The sequence below is a fragment of the Idiomarina sp. UBA3176 genome (genome assembly GCF_002364295.1).
Taxonomy (GTDB): domain Bacteria; phylum Pseudomonadota; class Gammaproteobacteria; order Enterobacterales; family Alteromonadaceae; genus Idiomarina; species Idiomarina loihiensis.
The window spans coordinates 67,643-87,319 of sequence record NZ_DEXU01000014.1; the positions used below are offsets into that span (position 1 = coordinate 67,643).

Consider the following 19,677-nt stretch of genomic DNA (forward strand, 5'->3'; position numbering starts at 1 on the left):
CTGTATGAGCGTTTACTTAAGAGAACCTTAAGGGCTATTAAGGAATAGTGGAGCGTTAGTTTGTAGAAAGTTCCTGAACATACCCAATAAATCAAAAAAACAGAATGCTAACCCAGACCACGAGCATAAACAGTAGGGCAAAAAATACCGCTGCAGAGGCTAAGTCTTTCGACCTTCCACTAAGCTCGTGGAACTCTGCCCCAACACGGTCAACAACGGCTTCTACCGCCGAATTAAGAAGCTCAGTAATGAGCAGAATAAAAAGACTTGCAAGCAATAGCAGCCGCTCAGCCAACGATGCTTCAACGTAAAAAGCGACAGGTACCAAAATCAAACACATTAGTGCTTCCTGTCGAAAGGCCGCCTCGTACTGCCACGCACTTTTCAGGCCTCGCAGCGAATTGAAAGTTGCGTACCAAATTCGTTCTAAGCCTTTCTTTCCCGGTTTCATTCTATCGCCCTCTTAGCCATCAACATCTTTAAATAACTTATTAAATGTTTCTTAAGGCTTACTTAAGAATGCGCTGCTAGTTTGCCTTTTATTAAGCAGCAACAAAGAACTAGTACAATATTTATGATCAAACCAATTTTACCAATTGCAGAATTATTGCGGCCAATATTTCTTTTCTTTGTTTCTGCGCTCGCTCTGCTTAGTGGATTCCGCTTTCTTCACTTCTCTCTGTACAGCAACCGTGTCAGCGAAGCTATAGGGTTAGGAGAGTTTTTCATTCTGGGCTTACGAGCCGATCTTATGCAAGTAAGCTATTTTATTATCATCCCATTTCTTGCGTTCCCACTTTTTATTCCTTTTATGAACCGATATCGAGTCCAGAGTCTCTGGTATCGTGCTGCTTTACTGTGGTTTACATTATGCTTCATCATTTTATGGTTCATGGAGATTTCAACACCGGCTTTTTTGGCTCAGTACGACACTAGACCCAACCGCTTATTCTTTGAATACCTAGAGTATCCCGCCGAAGTATTTTCCACACTATGGAACGGATTCAAAACTTGGTTAATGATAGGTGCGGCTTCTACTTTACTAACCATATACATTTTAAAGCGCATAGCCCGTATTATTGCTCAACGATTTCAACCAGAACCAATGCGCCGTCGGTATTTGTTGGGTGTTTACCCTCTTCTTCTAGTGATGGTAGTACTCGGCATCCGTTCAACACTAGCGCATCGCCCGGCTAACCCAGCATTTTTCGCGGTTACCTCTGATGCCATGGTCAATTCATTGATTCTGAATTCCACTTATACCTTAGAGTATGCACTTTACAATTTAAAACACGAATCAAAAGCAAATCTTATATACGGTGATATGAAAACCGATGAAGTTTTAACAACAGTTAAGCAGAACACTCACCTTAAAGAATATGAGTTTCCTTACAAAGATTACCCCACAGTACACTTTCAGCCTGCGACACGGAAAAGAGAAAAACCTCTTAATATTGTCATTATTTTAGAAGAAAGCCTGGGTGCGACATTTGTCGAATCACTTGGTGGCGTACCGGTAACACCTAATCTGGAGCGACTGAAATCAGATGGCTGGTGGTTTGAGCGGCTTTACGCAACAGGAACCCGTTCAGTACGCGGTATAGAGGCTGTTGTTTCAGGTTTTTTACCGACTAGAGCACGAAGCACCGTGAAACTTTCAAACTCACAGCGTCAGTTTTTTACACTTGCCGATGTTTTATCCCGGCAGGGTTATTTCACCGAGTTTATCTACGGCGGCCAGGCTCACTTTGACAATATGGCCAACTTTTTTGTCGGTAATGGCTTTCAATCGATTATCGATCAAGATGATTACAAAACACCGAATTTTACTGGGAGCTGGGGTGTTAGCGATGAAGATTTATTTAATAAACTACATCAGCGATTAGTAGTCAACACAGCTAAACACCCCACCTTCACCCTGGCTTTTAGCTCCTCTAATCACGAACCGTTTAAGTTCCCCGATAACACTATAAAGCTTCATGAGGAGCCTAAAAATACCGTGAATAATGCGGTTAAATATGCGGATTACGCACTCGGAGAGTTCTTTAGAAAAGCCAGACAAAGTAACTACTGGGATAACACCTTATTTTTGGTCGTGGCCGATCATGATACCCGGGTTTACGGTGACGACTTAATCCCTGTCAATAAATTCCACATACCAGGACTGATTTTAGGTGCAGATCTTGAACCCCGAACCATTAAGTCGACAGCAAGCCAAATTGATTTAGCTCCCACATTACTCTCTTTAGCAGGTGTTTCCGCCTATTTGCCAACAGTAGGGCAGGATTTAAGCCGCACAGATAAAGCTCCCGGAAACCGGGCAATGATGCAGTTTGGCGACAACTACGGATGGTTGGAAGGTGAGACTTTAACCGTTCTTAGGGTAAATAAGCCAACTGAGCATTATCGCTATATCCCGGAAGTCGATAAGCAAGAGCCGATAGAGGATCCGCTAAGCCCCGAGCAGTTAAAAAAAATAAGAGCATTCGCTATGTTGCCGTCTATTTTGTATCAATCGCGAGAATATTATGTTCCTAAAGATTAGACTACTTCGGCGTACCAAACAGAATCTTGTCGGCTTGACCAGCTAACGCAATGATCATGGTCACAACCCAAACGCCCAGTATCCACCAAAAAGTTGACCAGGACATCCATGCCAGGTCTAAAAACAGCAAGTCGAAAATCCAGACAATAAATGCCGCGAATAAAATTGAAGGCAGAAATACAACGAAAAGAACGCAAAGGGCTAGAGGTATCGTGCCCAGAGTTTTCATCCAGTTTAACAAAGAGGACATAATGGCTTCAGATTAGTGAGAATGGACTGAAAATTACATTGAGTTGCGGGAGATATCAACTCACCCCGTGATTTCCCGGAAAAATCGACTACTATTTGTTCTTAGGAGGCCTTTATGACTCAAGAAGAAATCAATTCTCAGGAATGGCATGACGAAAGCAACTGGTCACGGCCTTTGTGGCTCGGCATATACTTTAGCAAGAAAGATACGCGCAGCTGGGTGCCGAAATTTTATCCAATGCTTGGCTGGACAATTAATTTAGGAAAGCGGGCTGGAGCTGCATGGTTTATCGCTATTATTGCCGGGGCACTTGCCGCAGCATTTTTTGCAGGGTGGCTAACAGCCAGCAAGTAGCCACCCCTAAACCCTTTATTTTTTAAATTGCTGACTGGCCGATTTCAGCGCCGTTGATAAAGACTCTGTTGCCGACTCAAGTCCCTTACTAACGTCAGACCATGCGTCTTTGCTGGATTTCTTAACTTCTTCCAGCTTAGTTTCTGCATCATTTCTTAACGCTTCAAGTTCACTAATTTTTTCTTCATACTTAATTTCAGACTCCGCTTCCGACTGCTTTGCTTTCGCTTTTAAGCGGTCAATCTCAGCTTTCATTTCTTCTATTTTTGCTTCGTGCTTTTTCTCAAATGCGTCTTTGTTATCCATTTAAACCTCCAAGTTTTTACCGTTACTCAGTAACTTAATTAAAATAAGCATGGTCAAAAGTCGTCGGGGAATCAAGCGCCCCTTGGTTCTCATGTATGATTACTGTAAAGATGCTTGTCCGGTTTATGGTTTTCGGGTTTCATATTCGCATTACCCAATAGACAGGGACGTCATGGCAAAAAGTAGAACAAGCACGCTAGATCGGAGTATCAGGCTCTATGAGCGTTTTAAAGATTATGCCTGGTTAATGCCTGAGCCGGTGCACAATGCTTCCTGACTTTATGCCATTCATAATAAAGCTGATCTTGTCGCAAATAGTCTGCCGATGTCACAAAAGCTTAAATGAACTGTCAACGGCGGTTCATTTAAGCAGAGGAGTATGGACGAAACCCACAGTGGGAGATCGTTATGCCTCAGGCTCGCTTGAACGCCCGAACTTTGTTTATTTCCGACGTACACCTTGGCTCTAAAGATTGCAAAGCCGAATTTCTGCTTCACCTGCTCAAACGCGTTGATATTGAGCGGTTGTATCTGGTTGGCGACATTGTCGACTTTTGGGCAATGAAACGGCAGATATTTTGGCCGGATCAGCATCATAAGGTACTTCAGCAAATACTGGCAATGGCACGTAACGGTGTCGAGGTTATCTACATTCCCGGCAACCATGACGAAGTTATGCGTAAATATCGCCATCCAGATGTGGCCAGTATTCGCATTCAACGTCAGGCTATTCATACTACCGCTGACAACAAACGTTTGCTGGTAATGCACGGCGACGCGTTTGATGCCGAAACCTGCCATAGCCGCTGGCTGTCGTTTGTTGGCGACCATCTTTATGACTTCTTACTGTGGCTTAACCGAACAACAAACCGCATTCGCAACCTGTTTGGCCACAATTACTGGTCATTGTCGGCCTACGTGAAAAGCCAAATTGGTAAAGCCGAAGAAGTCATTGGCCGCTATCGGGCGGCCTCATTCCGCGAAACTAAAAAGCGTGGTTTAGACGGTATTGTATGCGGACACATTCATCACCCAGAATTGGTTGAGTCTGACGGCTTACTGTACGCCAATACCGGTGACTGGGTGGAAAATTGCACGGCTCTGTTTGAAAACCATGACGGCGAGCTGTCGCTGATGAAATACACATTCTCGGATGCTCAGCCAGCTCGCTTAAGTCGCTTTCGTCGGCGCCGTCGCGCCTATAACAACGCGGCCTAAAGGCTAAGTTAAGGTATCGACAATACCGCCTTCGACTCGCAGCGCTGCGCCGGTAGTGGCGCTGGCCTGCGGCGATGCCACGTAAACACTCATATTAGCAACCTCTTCAGGCGTTGCTAAGCGCTGAATAATGGACGAAGGCCGGTTCTCCTGAACAAAGCGGGACTCTATTGTTTCCTGTGAAACGCCCTCTTCCTCAGCCATGTCTTTAAGCATATTAAGCACGCCTTCTGAGCGTGTGGGTCCGGGCAGTATGGCGTTAACTGTCACTTGAGTGCCGCTAAGTACTTTCGCCAACCCCCGGGAAATGGACAACAGCGCTGATTTTGTCATGCCGTAATGCACCATTTCACTAGGAATATTAATGCCCGATTCACTGGATATAAACTGAATACGCCCCCAGTCACGCTCCTTCATGCCTTTCGCATAATGGCGCGAGAGTCTCACCGCACTCATCACGTTCACATCGAAAAATTGCTGCCAGGTATCATCATCCACCTCAAAGAAGTCCTCAGGTCCGAAAATACCGACATTATTAACCAAAATATCAGTGTCTGGTTGCTGTTCAGTCAGAGTTTTACAACCTTCCGCGGTTCCAAGATCGGCTGCGACACCTTCAATGCCAGCATCAGGAGCCGCTTTTTTAATCTTGGCGATGGCTTCATCAACCCGCTGTTGAGTACGCCCGGTGATCACAACATTAGCACCAGCCTTGGCGAGCCCTTCGGCAATTGCAAAGCCAATACCGGCTGTAGAGCCAGTAATAATGGCGTGTTTTCCGTTCAGATCAATGTGCATAAGCTGCTCCTTTTTTCTGAATACCCGTGCTACATAGAAAAACGATGAACGCACGGCTTGTTAAGGAAAACATGGGACTCTTTTTATTATATTCAAGGTGCAGAAGGCCGGAAAGTCGCCGCCTCTTTCTCTTCATTAGACGAAGGTTTACTCAGCTTCAGACTGCCTTCATGTAATACCAGATAGACCTCTGGCTTATCTGCCAAATGATAAGAAGACCACTCACTATTGGACAGGCCTTCAACTTGCTTAAAGGTCGCGTTGGCGATAAAACTGTCTGAGCCATCATGCTTGCTTACGGTTAACTTACCGTTTTCCGAAACAAGGTAGAAACCAGGTGATGCTTCAGGCTGAAACGAAACCGTATTCTTCTCACCGCGTAACGACTGCAGATGCCACAGCTGGCTATAGTTTTCTTTCTCACCTGCAGCAACAGCGGCACCGTCACCCTGATAAGTCAGAAACTCTTTATTTGAAAAGGCCTGCAACTGTTTCGCATTGTAGTGAATACCCGACGCCGTTGGGGTAATTTTCTGGATGCTGCCGTCCTCATTGTACTCAAGATGTTCTATCGAAACCGAACGACGATAATTCCCACCCGTTGGCAGCGCGGCGGTGTGATAAACCAAATACCACTGCTCTTCGAACTCAAGAACAGCCTGATGGCTAGTTCCGCTATCAGGTAACACATCCATTATCAGCCCCTGATATTCCCACGGCCCTTCAGGCGAGTCACTTACCGCATACGCCAGCTCTTCAGGATAATTCATCGCAAATGTCAGGTAATATTTATCCTGGTATTTATGCAGCCACGGCGCCTCAGTGAAGGTACCTGGCATGTTATTGATATCAACTTTATGAATTTCGCTGTCCAGTTCGGTCATATTGTCTTTCAGACGTGCGTAGTAGAGGTGCGTGTTCCCCCAATACAAATACGCTTGTCCGTCATCATCAATAAATACAGTTGGGTCGATATTGTCCCACGGCTCATCCTTCATAAATTCAGGCGATTCTGTCATGTCCGCGGTTATCAATGGCCCGCCTATTGCATCTTTCCAGCCATTAACCGGGTCATCCGACACTGCCACCCCTATCGCAAAACCTTGCTTTTCCGGAGCGGGGTCACCGTTTAGCACGGTTACATACCAATAGAACTTACCGTCTCGTTCAGTTGCCTGGGCAGCCCAGGCGGTATCGCCTTTTGCCCACTCAAATTCCGTGCGGGGAAAAGCGCCTTCCAGCGTCCAGTCCTTCAAGTTATCTGACGAATAGATAGACCACTCGCGAAGGACAAAAAAGTCACCGTCTTCTTTAGCTTCGTCATGGCCTACATACAGATAGACCACACCGTCATGCACTAAGGTTGCCGGGTCGGCGGTAAAGCGTTCTTTAATAATAGGATTTCCGGCCACAGCAGAGCCAATAGCTGAAGCCGCCAGCACAAAGCCCCCGAGCATAGTCATTAATTTATTCGGCATATAACATGATTCCTGGTTTAAGGTATCCGGGAAATAGCTTTAGAGACTACCCCGAACTTAATTCGCACAAAGTTAATTTGTATTACTATAAGACATTAACTTATTTAACTACAAACCCTAAACTTTGTTTGTAAGCTGACTTTGCGTATCATTGAGACAAACGACACAGGAGCAACGCATGGCAGACAATAACAGTAATAAAGCGCTCAGGCTGGATAACCAGCTTTGCTTTGCGTTGTACTCAACCTCGCTGGCAATGAATAAGCTCTACAAGCCGCTGCTCTCGAAGCTTGATTTGACCTATCCGCAATACCTTATTTTATTGCTTTTATGGGAGCGCGATGGCGTGACCATTACGGAAATAAGCCGCAAGCTGTTTCAGGAAAAAGGCGCGTTAAGTCCGGTTATTAAGCGGCTGGAACAGCGCGGGCTAATAACCCGAAAGCGCAATATCGACGATGAGCGACAACTGCATTTATACCTCACCGAACAAGGCCGACAACTGGAGCAGTCTGCCTGCGATGTTCCGGAGCAGGTTTTCTGTGCCACTCAACTGGAGCCTGATGAGGCCCTTGCCTTAAAACACACCCTTGAGTCACTGCGGGCGCAGTTACAAGACAAGCCCAACCGCTAGCCAAGTCAAATGCATCGAAAATACCGATAACACTGTTCGGAAAATACTGTTATCGCGATAACTATTATTGCACTAACATTATGCGTGTTAGTTCCCAACACACCAACTAGTAAGGTAATCGTTATGGATATTCTGTACAAAGCAGTAGCAACATCAACCGGCGGACGCGATGGTCAGTCAGAGTCTGACGACGGTCAACTGAAAGTAAAACTGACAACGCCTAAAGAACTGGGTGGCGCAGGCGGCGACGGTACCAATCCTGAGCAATTGTTTGCGGCGGGTTATTCAGCATGTTTTATCGGCGCACTGAAGTTCGCTGCGGGTCAGGAAAAAGTGAAACTGCCCAAAGATACTGAAGTCAAAGCCGAAATAGGTATTGGCCAGATTGAAGGCGGGTTTGGTATTGATGCCACGCTGAACATTCATTTGCCGGGCATGAGCCAGGACGAAGCTGAATCTATTGCTGAAAAAGCACACCAGGTTTGTCCGTACTCAAACGCGACGCGTAATAACATCGACGTACGCCTGAACGTCACGGTGTAACCGCTATTAACAGCGGTGGTGTTGAGAGTGTCAGCCGATCAGTTTAACTGATCGGCTGGCTATTTCAGGCTCCTACTACCCCGCCGTCTTCACGAGTAATAATAACCGTTGCTGAACGCGGACGTGCACCGTTACCGGCAGGCCAGCTACTGCTGAACTTACCAGGCGCCAGTCGGTCACCAGGGTGCTGAACATTAACAAACATAGTTTTGCCATCCGGCGTTGTTACCACTCCGGTAATTTCGCAATCTACAGGGCCAACCAAAAAGCGTTTCAACTCGCCAGGTTCAGGGTTAGCAGCGTACATACCGTTGTTACCAAAACCGCCCTGGCTTAACAGCTCACCACTCATGTCCGTCTGGATCCAGAGCGTGCCTCTATGATCAAACCACAAGCCATCCGGGCAGGCGAACTGGTTATCGGCCGTTAGAGTCAGGTCATCCCCTTCAGCGTTTGGAGTGCGTGTACCCGCTTCACCGCCCATTAAGAAAATGTCCCAGTGAAAGGACTCAGCACTTTGCTGGTTGTCTTCGCTCCAGCGCACAATATGACCGTAAGCGTTTTCTGCACGCGGATTCACAGCATTAGTCTGCACTTCGGTGCGGCGGGTATTATTGGTTAAGCTGAAGTAGACTTCTTTGGTCGTTGGGTGCACAGCGCCCCATTCAGGGCGATCCATTTTCGTAGCGCCCATAACGTCGGCCGCAAGCCGGGTATTTAACAGCACATCGGCCTGAGAATGGAACTCGACACCCGCTTCACTGGCCTTTGCCTGAAACTCTGAGTTTTCAATATCTAACGGTAGCCAGCGACCAGTTCCGTCATCATTAAAGTGCGCAACATACAGCGTACCTTCATTCAACAAATCGCCTGAAGCAGTTGCTTTGTAATAAGGTTTCGCCGAAACAAACTTATAAATATATTCAAAGCGCGAATCGTCGCCGGAATAAGCCACCAGCGGCTCTCCTTCCACTGCCGGAGCAAACACAATGCCTTCATGAGCAAAGCGACCCAACATGCTTCGTTTAACCGGTGTGCTTTTAGCGTTGAAAGGGTCTATTTCAACAATCCAGCCAAAGTGGTTCGGTTCATTCCGGTAGTCTTCCGCGGCTGTAGAACCGGTAGAAGAAGCATTAAAGCGCGCGGTTTCATCAAGACCCGGCGTTGCCGTTTCCCAGTAGTAACGGCTGTTCTCGCGGTTCACACCGTACCGTTCATGCTCACGAGGATGAGTCGCGTCATCGTTCATGAAGCAACCCGCCCAGTTTTCTTCGCAGGTTAAATAAGTGCCCCAGGGCGTATGGCCATGCGAACAGTTATTAATGGTTCCGCGAGTCTTGGTGCCGTCAGGGCTAAAGCGGGTTACCAGCTTGTCATGACCGGCAACAGGCCCGCTCATTTGCATTGGGGTACTTGCGGTAATTCGACGGTTGTATGGGCTGCCCTCAACAAGCTGCCATTCGCCATCGGGTTTACGAATAATATGAGCTACCGATACACCATGTGCCATCATCTCTTTCAGCACTTCCTGCTGCGGGCGCGGCGCATTAAGAGAAAAATTAGCGTGCAGAATTTGTGGATCAACGTACTCATGGTTCATCACCAGCAGCCCTTCTTTCGAGGAGGCGCCACCTTCTTTCACATCTATGGGAAAGAAATGCATGCCATCGTGATGCGAACCAACTTGCCGCGCCTGATCTAACGCCGAATTGCTTGCGTCAGGTTTAAACTCACCGGCGCCTGGCACAAGCGGCGTACCCCAGGGCAGAAAAGGTTGAGCACGATACCCAACGGGTACATCAACAACATCAGTTCGGTTGCCGGCAATGGCCTGAAAACCAAGCCCCGCAGATGAACGGGCAGAGCCTTTAGAGGACGCACAACCCGCCATTAAAGGCGATAACATAAAGGAGCTGACAGCCACGCCAAGACCACCTTTAAGAAAAGAGCGCCGGCTTAACTGACGATTCACCACATCGTAAAAGTCATCACCTTTTGACTTATTACAAATTGGATCAACACCTGAAATATCAATCTTCAGCTTTTTCTCTTTCGTGCTCATGCCGTCTTCCCCGTTCTGAAACCTCTGGCTTAACAAGCTCAGCGTTATATTTTCGAACAGGCAATAGTACTGATTTTAAATGACAGTTTGATTACGTCGTTAACCAGCTGTAATGGCGACTATCTCCTACATTTTTTCAATATCAGCGCCCTGCTTTTCAAGCTGCTCAAGCACGCCTTGCTGACCACCAAGGTGTCCCGCCCCAACGGCCACGAATACGGTATCAGACTCATTTACCTTAGCGAGCTTTGTTATCCATTCATTATTACGTTTAGTGATCAGCTCATCTAACGCCTTAGGAGGTAGGTTCTGGTTTAAGTAGTGGGTGAGTTTATCAAGATCGCCCTCTAGCCAGGTCTTCTGGATATCGGCAAAAACTTCTTCAATTTTTTCTACTTCCGCAAGCGTCTGCTCCAGCAATTCACCCTCACCAGATTCGCTTTGAGCCGCCCGTAATGCATCTATTTGTCGCTCGACGGTTTCTAGCCCTTTAACTGGTATGTCCGAGTTTCTTGCCAATTCAAATAGCTTTCCTTCAGAGCCACCTTCGGCGGTGTAACCGGATTGCGCAATGGCTTGCGAAACAATGACAATTTGTGCGAACCAGGCATTGAGCTGTTCCAGCGCACTGGCGTTCATACCATACTTTTCAACCTGCGTAGTGAGCTGCTGCCAGGTTTCACTATCGACCGTGTCAGATAACTTACCCTCGGAGCGCCGGGCATGCTGCATAAACAACGCTTGAGCACTTTGAATTTTCTCCGGATGTACCTCAAACCACACGGTTTCACTGTTTTTCAATGCATTTTCTGCCGTTTCAGACAGCTTAATTAAGTCTTTTTTGGCGGCGTGCAGCGTGCCGTATACCCAAATAGTCTGGTCTTCTTTTGTCACCTTGTAGAGAATTTCGGCCTGCGCGGAGGCACTCAATAAGCACAACACTAAGCCGGCAATTAAGGTTTTCAGCTTCAACATGGTTATTTCCGGTCTATTTTTGTAGCAGTAGTCTCATATTTGCCAGTATACGACAACTCTATAGCGCTCATCAGCCGGCTAGCGAGTAAAACCCGCCGCTAGCCTGTGTTTTTACAAAGCCTTAACTTAAAATTGTGCGCTTTAACAGGTACTCTTAGCGGTCATGCTTTAAACGAACAGAATTTTTAGCGCTAGCTGGTACAGCTATCAGTAAAACAGATTAGGTACTGTCATGAATAAAAAAGGAATTTTGTTGCTTATTGGCGCACTTTCAGCGGGCGCTATTACGCTGGGTTGCAACAGTAACGACAGTTATTCAGCAAGAGAGGTACTGAGTGTGGAGCAAAAAGAAGCGGCTTTAGCTGAATTACAGCAAAAGAGAAAAGAGCGTAAGAAAAAAATCCAAACCATTGAAGATAAAGCTTTGTTTGAAGCTCTGGAGGGCGAGGAGTTTATAGCCCACCGGAACATTTACAGAACGATAAAATTCGATGAAAAACCTGCGCAGTACTTTTATGTTGAGCCTTTCAAGGCTTCTTACATAGGCCCCTTAGGTCGCCCCTACACCGCCGACCGATTTAAACGACTAAAAGACTACGAAAGCCCACAAAAGCTTCTGGATATTTACCGTAACAACTTTGTGGCTTCCACCGCTTCACGCGAGGGTCAGTGGTTTCAGGTTCGTGAACCTTTTGCTTTTCCCTTTAAAAGTCAGCTGCAGTTTACCCAGGTAGTGATGGATAACGGCGACGTCAAAGCCCTACCTGACCTATTAGACTGGGTTGCCCAAACCGATGAAATTCGTTACGACCCAGAACGCTTTTATTTCAAAGAGCCGCGTACCGAAGACGACCTACAACCCGTTAAACTGCTCGGCGACGTTGAAACTGAGTTACCCAAAGATGTGCTTCAGTTCGAGTTTAAAGCAAGCGATGTGGGCAAAACTCAAGAGCAGCGCGGATATTCTGTCACTCTGGTTAAGGCCGGTGATTTTAACTACGACATAAAAATTGAAGTACCGGATGACCAGGCAATGCCGCTGCGAGACGAAGACATTATTGGTGAAGCCCTCTCGCCAACCGAGCGGGAACTTCAACTGCGAATGGATACGACACTGCAGTCTGATTATCACGAACGAATGAGTGAATGGCTTGACGAAATCATAGAACGAGCCATGCGGGGTGAAGTTGATGCAGAAACCGTACGCACCGAAGGCAATAACTTACATGACAAACTTTCCGTAGGCGAAGGCCGCGTTCTGCATAAAGCCTTTGCCTTTATGGGGCCTGTAGCTACCGCACGAGTGACTTTGCTGCCCCGCAAGAAAACCCGCGATAAAGTAACTCACAAAATTGAAATTCCAATTCACTTCCTTGGCCAACAAGACAATAGTGATGAGATTGATTTAAGCACTTTGCCTGATATCGACCTGGCAGGCCCGGTTTATGATGAAAGGCCAAAACGACGAGTCGATTTAACCGAAGAAGAAATGAAACAGCTTATTGATATTCGCTATGAAAAAAGTCGGCACCTTCCGGAATATCAACACACAGAACGGATCTATCTGAAATACCCGCCGGTACAAAGCCAGCTTTTTATCAGCAGTTCAGACCGCTACCACTTCAACTTAGAGCCAAAATTTAAGCGAGTGATACTGACCGAAATGGTGAAATTTTTCGATGACGCAGACGAAACCATTGAGTTAACACGCGACAAAGATGAGGTATTCAGTTTCACCACATATGGCTTTGCGTATACCCCTGAGTATATGCCGGAGTCGCCAGCTCGTATCGAAGTCCGCATTCCGCTATTAACGGCACCGGATATTGTCAAAAAAAGCTACAGCGCCGACAATTTACCCGACGGTATGCGCTTAGACGACAACCGACTTGTTGTTGACTACAGCGTGTTTACTCCCGAAGAAACCCTTGACGGCACGCGGTTAAACACAAAGCTTCGCAACCGAATTTTCGCGAAGAACGCAGAGCAAAAATACCTGCAGCCCTTTGACAACGTTATTCTACTTGAGCGCGAAGACGGCGAACCGGTGCATGTGTTCTATTATTACGGGCAGCCTGAAAGTATTGAGCTCTGGTATCGCGGCGAAACGAAAGTCGTCGACTTCAAACTGGATGTCGAGACGCGGGAGCAGAAAGGTTAGTCAGGGCGGCGTTCGTTTGATTCATTTTTTCGATGGTTGAGATAGATTATTTCTAATTATCTCAAACCAGTGCCCGAGCTAGTATAGGTGCTTCAAAATTGCTTTTACAGCAAGCGCAGTAATTAACAGGAGTACTTAAGGTGTCCGCACTATTTCAACCGTTCGAGTTAAAAGACGTCCGTTTGCGTAACCGCATTGCCGTTCCCCCAATGTGCCAATATATGGCTGAAGACGGTGTCGTTAACGACTGGCATTTAAGCCATTACACCAGCCTGGCGCGTGGCGGTGCTGGCTTAGTCATTGTCGAAGCCACCGCAGTTTCCCCTGAAGGGCGCATTACCCCTAACTGCACAGGCCTCTGGAACGACGAACAGGCACAAGCTTTTGCGCCTGTTGTGGAGAATATAAAAAAAGCAGGCGCCGTTGCCGGCATTCAAATTGGCCACGCCGGCCGCAAAGCCAGCGCAAACCGCCCTTGGGACGGTGACGACCACATAGCTGAAAATGATACTAGAGGCTGGCAGCCAATATCGCCTTCTCCTATCGCTTTTGGTGCAAACCTGCCTCGCGAACCTGAAGAAATGTCGCTGGATGACATAAAACGCGTGCAAATCGACTTTGTCGCCGCTGCCGAACGAGCTCGTGACTTAGGATTTGAATGGCTTGAACTGCACTTTGCTCACGGCTACTTAGGCCAGAGCTTCTTTTCAGCTCATGCTAACCAGCGTACTGACGAATATGGTGGTTCGTTTGAGAACCGTGCCCGGTTCCTGGTAGAGACAGTTCGTGCGGTAAAACAAGTATGGCCAGATAACTTCCCGCTAACCGCGCGCTTCGGCGTGATTGAATTTGATGGCAATGACGAACAGCAAATGCAGGAATCCGTTAAGCTGACTCAGTTGCTAAAAGCAGAGGGACTGGACTTTTTAAATGTCAGTATCAGTTTCTCAACACCAAACGCCGAAATCCCCTGGGGCCCGGGCTTTATGGCACCTATTGCTGAACGCATTCGTAAAGAGGCGGATATTCCAGTGGCTTCCGCCTGGGGCATTGATTTACCTCAGCTGGCAGAACACACGGTTGCACAAGGGCAACTGGATTTGGTCATGGTGGGTCGTGCTCATTTATCGAATCCTCACTGGCCTTACGACGCAGCCAAAGCACTACGTGTCGAGAAGCCTTCGTGGGTATTACCAGCACCTTACGCGCACTGGCTTGAACGCTATTAGGTAATAAGTTGTTCGCAGCTCAAATAAAGGCGGTCACCCTATACGGTGACCGCCTTTGCTTATTAAGCGCCGAGATCCATTAAGTCGGTTTACGCGTATAAAGGGGTGATGAACAAATAACAGGAGGAATAATGAATACAAGTGATAAAACAGCTGAATTCACCGCCCCTGGGATTAAAGACAAGTCTGCCCAAGACGCTATAGCGCTGCTCGACGACCGTCTGGTCGCATTGCTTGACCTTCAACTGACGCTTAAACATGTTCACTGGAACGTGGTTGGTCCAAACTTTATTGGCGTACATGAAATGCTGGACCCGCAGGTTGATAGCATTCGTGAAATGACCGATACCATCGCAGAGCGCATCGCCACTATGGGCGGCGTGCCCGCCGGTACCCCACAGTCAATTGTGGACCGCCGTTCATGGAAAGACTATTCGATAGGCAGAGGCTTGGTCACTGAACATTTAGTTGCACTTGATAAAGTGTACAACGGTGTAAATAAAGACCACAGAGACGCACTCAATAAGCTCGCTGAACTGGACCCGGTTTCGGAAGACATGCTCACCGGCCAACTTGCCGAGCTTGAGCAATACCAGTGGTTTGTCCGCGCTCATATTGAATCGGCGTCGGGTGAACTCAAAAGCTAATTACTTTGCACAATTAGCAAACCACTCTGGAAGCCCGGCAACGATGTTGCTGGGCTTTTTGCTTTTAAAGCCAAACTACTGCAGTTAACAACTTCCTATCACTGCGGGGTTCCCCCGATATAGCTAACAAATTATAACTTTGTTAATATCATTTGAATTAAAATAATAATCATAACGAGATCGCCACATGCAAAAGCTTCGTCCCGTTTATATTGCTCTATTAGGTGCCGCATTACTGCAGGCCTGTTCTCCCGCGAATCAAAATACCGAAACCAGATCATCGACCTCTAAAAAAAGCGTTGAAGCTCCGGTTGCAGAAAAAGTCCCTCATGAAATGACTATTCATGGTGATACCCGCATCGATAATTACTACTGGATGCGGGATGATGAACGTAAAGACCCTAAAGTACTAGCTTATCTTGAGGCAGAGAACGCTTATACGGATGAGATGCTGGCTCACACGGAAGATTTGCAGCAAAAGCTGTTTGAAGAAATGAAAAGCCGCATTGCCAAAGATGACAACTCGGTACCGGTACGCAACGACGACTACTATTACTCAACAGAAATGCGCGGCGATAACGAATACCCGATTTACGTTCGTAGTAAAGATTTTTCCGGTACCGACAAGCAAATTTTATTGAATGTTAACGAGCTAGCTGAAGGTAAGGATTATTACTCCGTAGGCAGCCTTGAAGTCAGTCCTGACGATGCGATTCTCGCCTATAGCGAAGACACCGTCAGCCGCCGTATGTATGAAATTAAACTTAAGGATATGAAGACCGGTGAATTACTACCGGATGAAATCAAAAATACGTCGGGGAGTATAGTCTGGGGCAACAACGGACAGCATTTTTACTACATAAAGAAAAACCCAGAAACCCTGCTCGGCTATCAAGTCTATCGTCATACCTTGGGTACCGAACAGCAACAAGATGAACTGGTCTACGAAGAAGAAGACACAACCTTTTACACCGGCATCAGCAAGAGTAAAGATGACTCTCAAATTTATATTGTCCATGATGCGACAGAGTCAAAAGCCGTATCACTAATTGATGCCAATGATCCCAACGCCAAACCTGTTCCCTTTGTGCCACGGGAAGACGGCCTGGAATACAGCATCGCCAAACACGGCGATGCTTATTATGTATTAACCAATCTGGACGCTGTGAATTTCCGTCTGATGCGGGTAAGTGCTGATGAGCTCGGCGATAAGCAGCAATGGCAGGAAGTCATTCCACATAAAGAAGATACACGACTGGAAGACATTGAGATTTTTGAACAGCATTTGGTCTATAAACAGCGCCAGCGTGGCCAGACACAGGTGTTTGTACGTAATTTAAACATCGGTGATGAGCAAGAGATTTCCTTCCGGGATAAAGCTTACACGCTGTATTTTTATGGCAACAAAGAAGCCGATAACCCTGAGCTGCGCCTTTACTACACCAGTATGACCACTCCGGGTAGCCACTATAATGTGGACCTGAACAGCCTGGATAAAGCCCTGTTAAAGCAACAGCCAGTAGTGGGCGATTTTAAGCCTGAAAACTATGCTTCCGAACGGTTGTTTGTCACCGCCCGGGACGGTGCTGAGGTACCGGTAACACTGGTTTACCGTAAGGATAAATTCAAAAAAGACGGCACCAACCCACTATATCAATATGGCTACGGTTCTTACGGTTCAACTTCAGAACCCAGCTTTAGCAGCAACCGTCTAAGCCTACTGGATCGCGGGTTTGTCTTTGCTATAGCCCATATTCGCGGCTCGCAAATGCTGGGGCGCCCTTGGTACGAAGACGGCAAAAAACTGACAAAACAAAACACCTTTAATGATTTTGTCGATGTCACTAAGGCATTGGTTGAGCAAGGCTATGGCGCCAAGGATAAAGTCTTCGCCATGGGTGGTAGTGCTGGTGGTCTGTTAATGGGCGCAGTGATCAATCAGGCGCCGGAACTATACCTTGGTGTAGCGGCACATGTACCTTTTGTCGATGTTGTAACAACCATGCTGGATGAAAGTATTCCTCTCACTACCAACGAGTTTGACGAGTGGGGTAACCCGAAAGAGAAAGTTTATTACGACTATATGCTGTCGTATTCACCTTATGATCAAATCAGCGCACAGGACTACCCTAACCTGCTGGTAACCACCGGCCTATTTGACTCACAAGTGCAGTATTTCGAACCAGCCAAGTGGGTTGCCAAACTCAGAGATTATAAAACCGATGATAATCTGCTGTTATTTAAAACCGAAATGGAAGCGGGCCACGGCGGTGTTTCCGGGCGCTTTAAGCGCTTGCAAAACACAGCGCTGGAATATGCTTTCTTTCTCGATTTACTGAAAAGCAAATGAGCCAGTTCACACAGTCTCGAACCTATAAGGCAACATTATGAATATTCGCGGCATTATAAGCAGTGCCCTACTTATGTCGGTTAGTCTGTTCACTCAGGCTGCCGACACCGGGCACACATCTTCGCACAGCCTAACCTTGTCCGAGGCGAATAAGCTGGTGGAGCTACCACTGCATTGTGTCGAGACACCTTATCCATACAAAACGGGAGTAATACTGGGAAGTGCCGATGATTTAAAGGAACCTTCGGTTATACACCCGATTTTTTATGGCTGCTTTGACTGGCATAGCGCTGCTCATGGTTATTGGTCAATGGTGACTTTATTACGTCAGTTTCCAAACTTAGAACAGGCCGACGAAGTCAAAGCCATACTTAAAGGTAATTTAACCGCTGAAAAAGTGGCGCGCGAAGTCGACTTTTTCAGTAAAGATATTAATGACTCCTTTGAGCGCACTTACGGCTGGGCCTGGCTGTTAAAGCTGTCTGACGAGCTCCATTCATGGGAAGACCCTATGGCCAAAGAACTGGCCGCTAACTTACAACCATTAACCGATTTAATCGTTGAGCGCTATATCAACTTTTTACCCCGGCTGGTCTATCCGGTGCGTGTGGGCGAGCATACCAACACAGCCTTTGGCTTAAGTTTCGCCTACGACTATGCCGTTAACCAGCAGCACACCGGACTACAGCAGTTAATTGCCAAACGCGCGAAAGACTATTTTCTGGAAGATAAAAACTGCCCCATAGGCTGGGAGCCCAGCGGCTACGACTTTCTTTCGCCCTGCCTGGAAGAAATTGGCTTAATGCAGCGCGTTCTACCGAAGCAGCAGTTTTTAACCTGGCTGGATGATTTTATGCCACAACTCGCTGACCCAGAATTCAGTCTGGCGGTAGGTGAAGTTGGCGACAGAACCGATGGCAAACTGGTTCATCTGGACGGTTTAAATTTCAGCCGCGCCTGGAACCTCTATGCGCTGGCTAACCAATACCCGCAGTACAGGCATTTACGCAAAATAGCCGATAAGCATATGGCGCACTCATACCCTAATCTAATCGGCGATAGCTACGAAGGTGGTCACTGGCTTGGCAGCTTTGCTATTCAGGCGTTAAATCAAGCCCAGCAGTAATTGCTGGGTTTGCTAAAGAGCAAGCTTCGGGTCGGCATCAGCTAAAAAGCCTTCTATGATTAATAGCTCAGCCAGCATTACTCCTAGCGTCTGATGCTTTAGGTTTTACCACTTCTGGATAGTGGTGTATCAATTAATCGTATCTAAAGGTGATGGTTATGTCTGATTATATCCGTATTGAAAAAGCCATGGCCTATATGTCAGAGCATGTATCGAGCCAGCCGACCCTGGAAGACGTTGCTGCTCATGTTCATCTCAGTCCGTTCCACTTCCATCGGGTGTTTTGTAAATGGGCAGGCACCACACCGAAACGCTTCCTGCAGGCCCTCACGCTGGAGCGAAGCAAACGAATGCTGAAGGGAGAAAGCTCTCTTATGGATGTTTCCCTCAGCATGGGTTTAAGCGGAGGCTCCCGACTGTATGACCACTTTGTAAAGCTAGAAGCCGTAACGCCAGGTGAATACAAGAACGAAGGCCAGGGAGTTACTATCCAATACGGCGTAAATGAAACGCCTTTTGGTAAGATATTTGTCGCAATTACTCCACGGGGCGTATGCCGCATTGAGTTTTTGGGCTCCAGAGCTGTTGACGAGATACTTACTGATTTATGCAAAGACTGGCCCAAAGCCTCGCTCGTAAGAAACGACAACGCGATCAACTATGTGGCTAACGTACTGTTTAGTCGATTAAAAGACGGGCAGTCTAACCCCTTGTCATTGCACGTAATGGGTACAAATTTTCAAGTAGCCGTGTGGCGAGCTTTATTGAGGATACCACCGGGAAAGCTGGCGAGTTACTCACAAATTGCCAATGCATTAGGTTACCCTAAAGCGTCTCGGGCGGTTGGTAATGCTGTTGGTTCGAACCCTGTTGCCATGCTAATTCCGTGTCACCGTGTTATTCAGAAAAGCGGTGCTTTGGGCGGGTATCGCTGGGGTTCAACGAAGAAAGAAATGCTTCAGGCATGGGAGTCCCTGCACGAAGAGCCCGTAGAGCAGTAG

18 protein-coding genes are annotated in these 19,677 nt (G+C 47.1%); 11 read left to right on the top strand and 7 right to left on the bottom strand.

The genetic code is table 11. The features are described 5' to 3' along the window. Nucleotides 1-91 precede the first annotated feature (91 nt). Complete coding sequence (locus B2U97_RS05155; protein WP_011233352.1) at nucleotides 92-451, bottom strand: diacylglycerol kinase; 360 nt, start codon at nucleotides 449-451, stop codon at nucleotides 92-94. A 123-nt stretch (nucleotides 452-574) separates the two neighbouring features. Between B2U97_RS05155 and B2U97_RS05160 the strand changes: the two genes are divergently transcribed. Continuing rightward, the gene (locus B2U97_RS05160; protein ID WP_011233351.1) at nucleotides 575-2,545 is read left to right on the top strand and encodes an LTA synthase family protein; all 1,971 of its coding nucleotides are present in this window, start codon (nucleotides 575-577) and stop codon (nucleotides 2,543-2,545) included. Between the two features lies 1 nt (nucleotide 2,546). On the opposite strand, the gene B2U97_RS05165 is transcribed toward B2U97_RS05160, so the two are convergent. Next, nucleotides 2,547-2,795 (bottom strand): hypothetical protein, encoded by a 249-nt coding sequence (locus B2U97_RS05165; protein WP_011233350.1) that lies wholly within the window; start codon nucleotides 2,793-2,795, stop codon nucleotides 2,547-2,549. A gap of 114 nt (nucleotides 2,796-2,909) precedes the next feature. On the opposite strand from B2U97_RS05165, the gene B2U97_RS05170 reads away from it, so the two are divergent. Further along, entirely contained in the window at nucleotides 2,910-3,149 is a 240-nt protein-coding gene (locus B2U97_RS05170) for a hypothetical protein (protein WP_011233349.1), read from the top strand. Between the two features lie 15 nt (nucleotides 3,150-3,164). On the opposite strand, the gene B2U97_RS05175 is transcribed toward B2U97_RS05170, so the two are convergent. Continuing rightward, a complete protein-coding gene (locus B2U97_RS05175) occupies nucleotides 3,165-3,455 on the bottom strand; it encodes a hypothetical protein (protein ID WP_011233348.1) in 291 nt (96 codons plus the stop codon). A gap of 408 nt (nucleotides 3,456-3,863) precedes the next feature. Between B2U97_RS05175 and B2U97_RS05180 the strand changes: the two genes are divergently transcribed. Further along, a complete protein-coding gene (locus tag B2U97_RS05180; RefSeq protein WP_011233347.1) occupies nucleotides 3,864-4,673 on the top strand; it encodes a UDP-2,3-diacylglucosamine diphosphatase in 810 nt (269 codons plus the stop codon). Nucleotides 4,674-4,676: 3 nt separating this feature from the next. On the opposite strand, the gene B2U97_RS05185 is transcribed toward B2U97_RS05180, so the two are convergent. Together B2U97_RS05185 and B2U97_RS05190 are read right to left on the bottom strand one after the other, a co-directional pair. Then, the gene (locus tag B2U97_RS05185) at nucleotides 4,677-5,471 is read right to left on the bottom strand and encodes an SDR family NAD(P)-dependent oxidoreductase (RefSeq protein ID WP_011233346.1); all 795 of its coding nucleotides are present in this window, start codon (nucleotides 5,469-5,471) and stop codon (nucleotides 4,677-4,679) included. A 92-nt stretch (nucleotides 5,472-5,563) separates the two neighbouring features. Then, on the bottom strand, nucleotides 5,564-6,949 hold the full coding sequence (locus tag B2U97_RS05190; RefSeq protein ID WP_286823153.1) for a family 43 glycosylhydrolase: 1,386 nt from the start codon (nucleotides 6,947-6,949) through the stop codon (nucleotides 5,564-5,566). 178 nt (nucleotides 6,950-7,127) lie between these two features. On the opposite strand from B2U97_RS05190, the gene B2U97_RS05195 reads away from it, so the two are divergent. Together B2U97_RS05195 and B2U97_RS05200 are read left to right on the top strand one after the other, a co-directional pair. Continuing rightward, nucleotides 7,128-7,583 (top strand): MarR family winged helix-turn-helix transcriptional regulator, encoded by a 456-nt coding sequence (locus B2U97_RS05195; RefSeq protein ID WP_286823152.1) that lies wholly within the window; start codon nucleotides 7,128-7,130, stop codon nucleotides 7,581-7,583. A gap of 123 nt (nucleotides 7,584-7,706) precedes the next feature. Then, nucleotides 7,707-8,126 (top strand): organic hydroperoxide resistance protein, encoded by a 420-nt coding sequence (locus tag B2U97_RS05200; protein ID WP_286823151.1) that lies wholly within the window; start codon nucleotides 7,707-7,709, stop codon nucleotides 8,124-8,126. 64 nt (nucleotides 8,127-8,190) lie between these two features. On the opposite strand, the gene B2U97_RS05205 is transcribed toward B2U97_RS05200, so the two are convergent. Both B2U97_RS05205 and B2U97_RS05210 read right to left on the bottom strand, forming a co-directional pair. Beyond that, nucleotides 8,191-10,188: a PhoX family protein gene (locus B2U97_RS05205; protein ID WP_286830316.1), complete on the bottom strand. Its 1,998-nt coding sequence runs from the start codon at nucleotides 10,186-10,188 to the stop codon at nucleotides 8,191-8,193. A gap of 126 nt (nucleotides 10,189-10,314) precedes the next feature. After that, nucleotides 10,315-11,163 carry a TraB/GumN family protein gene (locus B2U97_RS05210; protein ID WP_272988490.1) on the bottom strand — a complete coding sequence of 283 codons (849 nt, stop codon included), beginning with the start codon at nucleotides 11,161-11,163 and terminating at the stop codon, nucleotides 10,315-10,317. 232 nt (nucleotides 11,164-11,395) lie between these two features. Here B2U97_RS05210 and B2U97_RS05215 point away from each other — a divergent pair, with 232 nt between their 5' ends. The 6 genes from B2U97_RS05215 (at nucleotide 11,396) to B2U97_RS05240 (ending at nucleotide 19,677) form a co-directional block, all read left to right on the top strand. Continuing rightward, nucleotides 11,396-13,324 (top strand): hypothetical protein, encoded by a 1,929-nt coding sequence (locus B2U97_RS05215; protein ID WP_016341246.1) that lies wholly within the window; start codon nucleotides 11,396-11,398, stop codon nucleotides 13,322-13,324. Nucleotides 13,325-13,464: 140 nt separating this feature from the next. Further along, nucleotides 13,465-14,553 (top strand): NADH:flavin oxidoreductase/NADH oxidase, encoded by a 1,089-nt coding sequence (locus tag B2U97_RS05220; protein ID WP_272988488.1) that lies wholly within the window; start codon nucleotides 13,465-13,467, stop codon nucleotides 14,551-14,553. 131 nt (nucleotides 14,554-14,684) lie between these two features. Further along, the gene (dps, locus tag B2U97_RS05225; protein WP_272988485.1) at nucleotides 14,685-15,200 is read left to right on the top strand and encodes a DNA starvation/stationary phase protection protein Dps; all 516 of its coding nucleotides are present in this window, start codon (nucleotides 14,685-14,687) and stop codon (nucleotides 15,198-15,200) included. A gap of 187 nt (nucleotides 15,201-15,387) precedes the next feature. Continuing rightward, a complete protein-coding gene (locus B2U97_RS05230) occupies nucleotides 15,388-17,550 on the top strand; it encodes a S9 family peptidase (RefSeq protein WP_286823145.1) in 2,163 nt (720 codons plus the stop codon). Nucleotides 17,551-17,587: 37 nt separating this feature from the next. Further along, nucleotides 17,588-18,676, top strand: a complete 1,089-nt coding sequence (locus B2U97_RS05235; protein ID WP_110012923.1) for a DUF2891 domain-containing protein — start codon at nucleotides 17,588-17,590, stop codon at nucleotides 18,674-18,676. 158 nt (nucleotides 18,677-18,834) lie between these two features. Next, entirely contained in the window at nucleotides 18,835-19,677 is an 843-nt protein-coding gene (locus B2U97_RS05240) for a bifunctional transcriptional activator/DNA repair enzyme AdaA (protein WP_110012922.1), read from the top strand.

Bases quoted from the DNA above. Each gene is read 5' to 3' on its own strand.
- B2U97_RS05215 (WP_016341246.1), top strand. From the start codon at position 11,396: ATGAATAAAAAAGGAATTTTGTTGCTTATTGGCGCACTTTCAGCGGGC.
- B2U97_RS05185 (WP_011233346.1), bottom strand. From the start codon at position 5,471: ATGCACATTGATCTGAACGGAAAACACGCCATTATTACTGGCTCTACA.
- B2U97_RS05240 (WP_110012922.1), top strand. From the start codon at position 18,835: ATGTCTGATTATATCCGTATTGAAAAAGCCATGGCCTATATGTCAGAG.
- B2U97_RS05170 (WP_011233349.1), top strand. From the start codon at position 2,910: ATGACTCAAGAAGAAATCAATTCTCAGGAATGGCATGACGAAAGCAAC.
- B2U97_RS05180 (WP_011233347.1), top strand. From the start codon at position 3,864: ATGCCTCAGGCTCGCTTGAACGCCCGAACTTTGTTTATTTCCGACGTA.
- B2U97_RS05210 (WP_272988490.1), bottom strand. From the start codon at position 11,163: ATGTTGAAGCTGAAAACCTTAATTGCCGGCTTAGTGTTGTGCTTATTG.
- B2U97_RS05165 (WP_011233350.1), bottom strand. From the start codon at position 2,795: ATGTCCTCTTTGTTAAACTGGATGAAAACTCTGGGCACGATACCTCTA.
- B2U97_RS05175 (WP_011233348.1), bottom strand. From the start codon at position 3,455: ATGGATAACAAAGACGCATTTGAGAAAAAGCACGAAGCAAAAATAGAA.
- dps (WP_272988485.1), top strand. From the start codon at position 14,685: ATGAATACAAGTGATAAAACAGCTGAATTCACCGCCCCTGGGATTAAA.
- B2U97_RS05205 (WP_286830316.1), bottom strand. From the start codon at position 10,188: ATGAGCACGAAAGAGAAAAAGCTGAAGATTGATATTTCAGGTGTTGAT.
- B2U97_RS05235 (WP_110012923.1), top strand. From the start codon at position 17,588: ATGAATATTCGCGGCATTATAAGCAGTGCCCTACTTATGTCGGTTAGT.
- B2U97_RS05155 (WP_011233352.1), bottom strand. From the start codon at position 451: ATGAAACCGGGAAAGAAAGGCTTAGAACGAATTTGGTACGCAACTTTC.
- B2U97_RS05195 (WP_286823152.1), top strand. From the start codon at position 7,128: ATGGCAGACAATAACAGTAATAAAGCGCTCAGGCTGGATAACCAGCTT.
- B2U97_RS05230 (WP_286823145.1), top strand. From the start codon at position 15,388: ATGCAAAAGCTTCGTCCCGTTTATATTGCTCTATTAGGTGCCGCATTA.
- B2U97_RS05200 (WP_286823151.1), top strand. From the start codon at position 7,707: ATGGATATTCTGTACAAAGCAGTAGCAACATCAACCGGCGGACGCGAT.
- B2U97_RS05190 (WP_286823153.1), bottom strand. From the start codon at position 6,949: ATGCCGAATAAATTAATGACTATGCTCGGGGGCTTTGTGCTGGCGGCT.
- B2U97_RS05160 (WP_011233351.1), top strand. From the start codon at position 575: ATGATCAAACCAATTTTACCAATTGCAGAATTATTGCGGCCAATATTT.